Source organism: Microcoleus sp. S13_C3 (genome assembly GCF_036700905.1).
In the GTDB taxonomy this organism is placed as follows: Bacteria; Cyanobacteriota; Cyanobacteriia; order Cyanobacteriales; family Microcoleaceae; genus Microcoleus.
Genome location: NZ_JAUBPT010000275.1, coordinates 1 through 5467, shown reverse-complemented (window position 1 = coordinate 5467; position 5467 = coordinate 1). Strand labels below are relative to the sequence as shown.

Genomic DNA, 5467 nt, shown 5'->3' with positions numbered 1-5467 from the left:
GAAGAGGAGAGGGGGAGAGGATTTGACGATTGTTGATCGGGACTCGAAATATGCAATTTAAATGAACAACAGCTTAATAAGACTATAGCTTCACAGAAAAGTATGCCTAACAGAGACAGATGGTTTAAAGCTTTGCTGACTCAGCAAGAGCTAGACAAACTCCATGCCTATGCCGACAGTCAAGGTTGGAATATGTCACAAGCATTTAGAGAATGGATTAAAGAATTACCATCCTACTCGGATTCAAAACAGAATTAAAACTGAATAACTCTCAGCGGACGCAGTTAGGTAAACATTGTGGTGTAGCGCGTCACGCATGGAACTGGGGATTGTGGTTGACAAAAAACATACTTCACCACAATAAAGCTAATCCAGATGAAAAACTCAAATTCCCCACAGCTATTGACCTGCACAAACTGTTAGTAGCTATGGTGAAGTCGGAGAATGCTTGGTACTATGAATGCGCTAAATCTACACCGCAACAAGCGTTAATGGCTCTACGCGAGGCATGGAAGCGGTGTTTTAAAAAGACTGCGGGAGTGCCAAAGTTTAAGAAAAAAGGGCAGCGTGACTCTTTTACGTTAGAAGGAGCGGTCAAAATTTTGGGGAGCAACAAAATTCAAGTTCCCAAAATCGGCATTCTTAAAACCTATGAAAGACTACCCCAAGTCTCCATTAAATCTTGCACGATATCCCGGCAAGCTGATAGATGGTTTATTAGCTTTGGCTTTGAGGTGGAAACGCAAAAATCAGACCAAACAAGCATTGTAGGAGTTGACTTAGGTATCAAGGCACTAGCCACCCTCTCAACAGGCGAGGTAATTACTGGTGCTAAGTCCTACAAGCAATATGCAGCAAAACTATCAAGAATGCAGTGGCACAATCGCCATAAAGTCATCGGCTCAAGCAATTGGAAAAAGGCGCAAGTCAAGATAGCTCGACTGCATAGAAAGATAGCTAACATTGGTAAGAATACATTACACAATCTAACGACACTACTTGCTAAAAACCACGGCACAGTAGTAATGGAAGACCTTAACGTATCTGGGATGATGGCTAATCACAAACTGGCTGCATCTATTGCTGATATGGGATTTTATGAGTTTCGCAGACAGTTAACCTATAAGTGCGAGTTGTACGGTTCAAAACTTGTGGTTGTTGACCGTTGGTTCCCGTCCAGTAAAATCTGCTCTAACTGTGGAATCAAAAAAGAAACACTTTTTCTTTCGGAACGAGTATTTGATGGCAGCGATTGCGGTTTTGTCATTGAACGTGACTTAAACGCGGCAATCAATTTGTCAAAAACCGTCAGTTAGACGGAGTTAGCCTGCGGACTGGTAAGTGCCGACACTGCCAGAATGAAACAGGAAGTAAACTTCAAAGTCCAGCTTTATATAAAGTGGGGTAGCTTTGGGTAAGTTTTATTTAACGGCTAAAAACATTTATCTCTGGTGGAACGGGCAGGAGGCTTGCCCAGGGATAACAGTGGCTGATGTCAGTTATAACTGAATCTCAGGCACTGTTCTCAATCAGACCCAATCAACCTGGTAACAGCCACGAAAAATCTCAGATACCAGGTCGATCGCACAGCAAGAAACCAAGTGGATGACGCCAAGAGTGTAAGATGTCAGTTATCACCAATACTTTCTGTTGGCGATTGCCCGACGGCACCGAAAATTGAAAATCTATGACAGCCAATTGCTGATTCTGCTGGCTTCATGTTATAGTGGTTTTCCAAGAATTAAATTCGGTTGCGTAGTTTGTTGGTGTTTATTTACAAGCGTCTCTCCGAATCTAAGTCTCTGCACCCTAATGATTCTGGAGATTTTATGTCGATTTACGTGGGTAATCTTTCATATGAGGTAACATCAGAGGACCTCAACGAAGTATTTGCCGAGTACGGTACTGTAAGCCGCGTCCAAGTGCCAATGGATCGGGAAACAGGCAGGATGCGGGGTTTTGCTTTTGTGGAAATGGCAAGCGAGGCAGAAGAAGCAGCAGCCATCGCAGCTTTAGACGGTGCTGAATGGATGGGCCGCGACTTGAAAGTCAACAAAGCCAAACCTCGCGAAAACAACAACAACAGACGCCCTTCGGGCGGCGGCGGTGGCTGGGGCGACAGCGATCGCTCTTCACGGGGACGCTACTAAACTTTGACACTGAAAATTTGAGTTTTGGTAGTTGACGGCAGGTGCGAATGCTGCTTTTTTTTCGGGTTGTTCGATCGACCTATCGAATAAAACTCCCAAACCTCTAAATCAGTTTTGCCCCCTCCTTCGAGGGGGCTTTGTTTTTGGCGAAAAATCCCGCGAGGTACGTCGACGGTGCAGTTCCCAGTCTAGTTCGTGATTCAGTAGCCTCTTAACTGCTTTTTTTAACTACCAGCCGGGAAGTCCCTCGGTATATTTAGAGGGGATACATCGGAGCGCTTGCGCGGAGTACCCCGAATAAATTACCGCAGGGATGTCCAGAAGCGTCGGGTGGAGGTACGGAAACCGACAATTAGGCTTCGGGAGCATCCTGATTCTCAATATACCTTCTGAGCGTTGAAAGGGTAACACCTCCACAAGACGCAATAAAGTAAGAACTACTCCATAGGACATCTTTGTGATAAAACTCATTCACCCTTTCAGGGAATTCACTCCTGAGCCGGCGACTTGCCACAGACTTGATATTGTTTATAAACTTTGACAAGTCCATTTGCGGATAATACTGAAACAATAAGTGGATATGGTCTTCTTCGCCATTAAATTCTATGAGTTTGCACGACCATTTTTCACTCAGATCGGCGAATACTTCATTGAGTCTGCCCAGCATCTGAGCGTTGAACACTTTACGTCTATATTTGGTACACAGTACCAAATGAGCCTTGAGGTCTGAAACCGAGCGAGCGCTTGACACAAAGTCATTTTTCATGTTTGTGTTTATCGGTGTTGCATTTTCAGGATACACCGACTATACTGTGCAAAGGTCGAAAAAAGAAGTTTCTGATGCAACTCACATACAAATACCGCCTCAAGCCCACAAAAGCCCAACTCACAACGATCGTAGCTCATCTAGAACTTTGTCGGAGGCAGTATAACTACCGACGGGCGTGAAAGATTTAGGTGGTGGGAATCCACGAGAACACCTATCAACGCCTGCCCTTTGATTGCCTCTATAGTCCCTGTTGAGGAGATTTATCAAAATATTCCATTGACTAGGAGACAAACTAGGGATGGCAGAAAAAAGGATGAGTTAGGCAATCCTTTGACTAGAAAAGGTGATATTTTCTCGAATATTGAAGGCGGATATGTACAGTGGCAAACCATACAGTTAGCAGATATAAAAAACACCAAAAAACTATTTCCAGATTACAAAGCTTTGGATTCTCAGGTTTTGCAGGACGTAGTGAACAGGGTGGCAACTTCCTTCTCAAATTTTACTACGCCCGACAAAAACGGCAATCGTAGAGGCCAACCCAAGTTCAAAGGATTTCACTACTACAAATCATTCACCTATCCTCAACTGAACAATCTTGACATTATCAAAGATGAGCAAAATAGGATTTGTATTGACCTCGCAAAAATAGGTCAAGTACCGATGGCATTCCATCGTTCAATCCCAACAGAATTTAAGGTTAAGACGGGAACGGTTATCAGAGAAGCGGATGGATGGTATATTTCCCTGGCGCTAGAAGATAAAACGGTTCCCGTAACGGTTGCAGCAATTCAACCGACTGAAGAAAACACTCTTGGTATTGACCTGGGAATAACTAATTACGTTTACCTTTCCAGTGGTGAAAGAGTTGAAAATCCTAGATTATTAAGAAAGTCGGCTGAGAAATTAGCAAGACTTCAATCGAAACTACCTAGGAGAGTCAAGGGTTCTAAGCCTTGGAAGATCGTCAAGGACAAGATTTCCAGACTCCACCAGTTCATCGCTAGAGCTAGATTGGATGGGAGCATCTCACCTTTGCGGCCAAGCTAGAAATTGGAGTTTTGAGGCAGGAGGCAGGAGGCAGGAGGCAGAAGGAAAGAGGAAGAAGGAAGGAGCCACAAGAAGGAAGGAGCCACAAGAAGTATTTTTACAAATATGAGATGCTCCCGATTGGATTTTCAGTTTAAAATAGCACATGAGTTATTTGGCAAATGTGATGTTTTAGTTGTTGAAGATTTGAGTATCAAGAATTTAACTAGACGTGCCAAACCCAAGACTGACCTTGAAAATGGAAGCTTAGTTTATTTGCCAAACGGTCAATCAGCAAAAAGCGGATTGAATAAATCCATGCTTGATGCTGCTCACGGGCAATTTGCTAGTATCCTCAAGTATGTCGCTTGGAAATTGGGTAAAAACGTTTTGTTTGTTGACCCCAAAGGCACATCTGGGCATTGTTGGAATTGTCTCAATAAAGTCCCGAAAGAACTGTCGGAGCGGTGGCACTCTTGTCAATGTGGAGAATCCTTGGATCGAGATGAAAATTCGGCTAAACTTATAAAGAAGATTGGTCTAAGTTGTGAAAGTGGCGGGGGAACTTCGTCACTCAAAAAAGCCTTTGCAAAAAAGGAAAAAGAAGCCTGCGGTCTAACGGTACTCCGTTGACCGTCAGGTTCGTTCACGAGGCTGTCGGGATTTCGCGGATCGACTCCTGTAAACTCTCACACTAGAATTAAGCAGCAAGAAAAGTTAGAATAACGGCAAAACTGAATATTGCCCAGAACAGCCAAACTATCTTTACCGAAGATTAGTCGAGAAAACCAGCCGAATATCAGCCAATATCTTGATTTTGCCTCAATAAAGATGTCCAAGGTCTACAGCACGGCGGAACTCATTAAAATCCTCGAAGAAGAGCGCCAAGCCTGCTTGCATGGGCGGCGCCTCAATTTGACTGAAACTCCTGCTACAGGCAACCCCGTGATTGACCGCTTTCTCAAATCTGAGGGAGTTCAGAAGTTCACTGCTTATCAAAATTTTAAGGCGGCTGTGCACGAATACCAGCGGGAACATCAAGTTTCTGGGATTGTCTGGCGGGAAATGGCGGTTAAAGGCAATACTCTACGCTATCCGGCAGTGGATGACGAATTAATAGCTCTACCGGTTGATTTGATTACGCTGAAGGCAGCTAAGATTTCTATGTTGGAATTCTGGCAGCAGGTAACTGCGGGGATGGATTTGTATTTAAGCATTAACAGCGGGAAGGATTTTCGATCGATCGAGCCGATTGATGTAGAAGCTATAGCCCAGCGCACAGAATGGGCCAATCTCTCCAAGTGGGAAAAGTTGGATTTTCTAGAAATTTTGTTGCAGTTGGGCTGGGGGAAGCCGGAGGAAGCTTATTATAAGCGGGGATGGCCAACATCGGGCAGCGAGTACATTCACGCCGTCAAACCCGGACAGCGGCCGATTTGTTAATTAGTCAGTAGTCAGTAGTCAGTAGTCAGTAGTCAGTAGTCAGTAGTCAGTAGTCAGTAGTCAGTAGTCAGTAGTC

The 5467-nt window shown here is 44.2% G+C and carries 10 protein-coding genes; 8 read left to right on the top strand and 2 right to left on the bottom strand.

What is annotated here, in order from left to right:
- The first annotated feature begins 102 nt into the window (after window positions 1–102).
- The gene (locus tag QUA16_RS35465) at window positions 103–258 is read left to right on the top strand and encodes a hypothetical protein (RefSeq protein WP_333109406.1); all 156 of its coding nucleotides are present in this window, start codon (window positions 103–105) and stop codon (window positions 256–258) included.
- Complete coding sequence (locus QUA16_RS35460) at window positions 225–1316, top strand: RNA-guided endonuclease TnpB family protein (protein ID WP_333181761.1); 1092 nt, start codon at window positions 225–227, stop codon at window positions 1314–1316. The genes QUA16_RS35465 and QUA16_RS35460 overlap by 34 nt, the downstream gene beginning before the upstream one ends.
- A gap of 250 nt (window positions 1317–1566) precedes the next feature.
- Here QUA16_RS35460 and QUA16_RS35455 read toward each other — a convergent pair whose 3' ends face one another.
- A complete protein-coding gene (locus QUA16_RS35455) occupies window positions 1567–1698 on the bottom strand; it encodes a hypothetical protein (RefSeq protein ID WP_333181759.1) in 132 nt (43 codons plus the stop codon).
- A 131-nt stretch (window positions 1699–1829) separates the two neighbouring features.
- Between QUA16_RS35455 and QUA16_RS35450 the strand changes: the two genes are divergently transcribed.
- Entirely contained in the window at window positions 1830–2150 is a 321-nt protein-coding gene (locus QUA16_RS35450) for an RNA-binding protein (protein ID WP_333109407.1), read from the top strand.
- Between the two features lie 352 nt (window positions 2151–2502).
- On the opposite strand, the gene tnpA is transcribed toward QUA16_RS35450, so the two are convergent.
- On the bottom strand, window positions 2503–2916 hold the full coding sequence (gene tnpA, locus QUA16_RS35445; RefSeq protein WP_333109408.1) for an IS200/IS605 family transposase: 414 nt from the start codon (window positions 2914–2916) through the stop codon (window positions 2503–2505).
- 74 nt (window positions 2917–2990) lie between these two features.
- On the opposite strand from tnpA, the gene QUA16_RS35440 reads away from it, so the two are divergent.
- From QUA16_RS35440 to QUA16_RS35420, 5 genes are all read left to right on the top strand, one after another.
- Window positions 2991–3098, top strand: a complete 108-nt coding sequence (locus QUA16_RS35440; RefSeq protein ID WP_333109409.1) for a helix-turn-helix domain-containing protein — start codon at window positions 2991–2993, stop codon at window positions 3096–3098.
- Window positions 3099–3195: 97 nt separating this feature from the next.
- Window positions 3196–3969, top strand: coding sequence for a transposase (locus QUA16_RS35435; protein WP_333109411.1), 774 nt, complete (start codon window positions 3196–3198; stop codon window positions 3967–3969).
- Window positions 3938–4078 carry a hypothetical protein gene (locus tag QUA16_RS35430; RefSeq protein ID WP_333181756.1) on the top strand — a complete coding sequence of 47 codons (141 nt, stop codon included), beginning with the start codon at window positions 3938–3940 and terminating at the stop codon, window positions 4076–4078. Before QUA16_RS35435 ends, QUA16_RS35430 begins: the two co-directional genes overlap by 32 nt.
- Window positions 4075–4581 (top strand): transposase, encoded by a 507-nt coding sequence (locus tag QUA16_RS35425; RefSeq protein ID WP_333181755.1) that lies wholly within the window; start codon window positions 4075–4077, stop codon window positions 4579–4581. The genes QUA16_RS35430 and QUA16_RS35425 overlap by 4 nt, the downstream gene beginning before the upstream one ends.
- Before the next feature lie 198 nt (window positions 4582–4779).
- Window positions 4780–5391 carry a hypothetical protein gene (locus QUA16_RS35420; RefSeq protein WP_333109415.1) on the top strand — a complete coding sequence of 204 codons (612 nt, stop codon included), beginning with the start codon at window positions 4780–4782 and terminating at the stop codon, window positions 5389–5391.
- The last annotated feature ends 76 nt before the right edge of the window (window positions 5392–5467 follow it).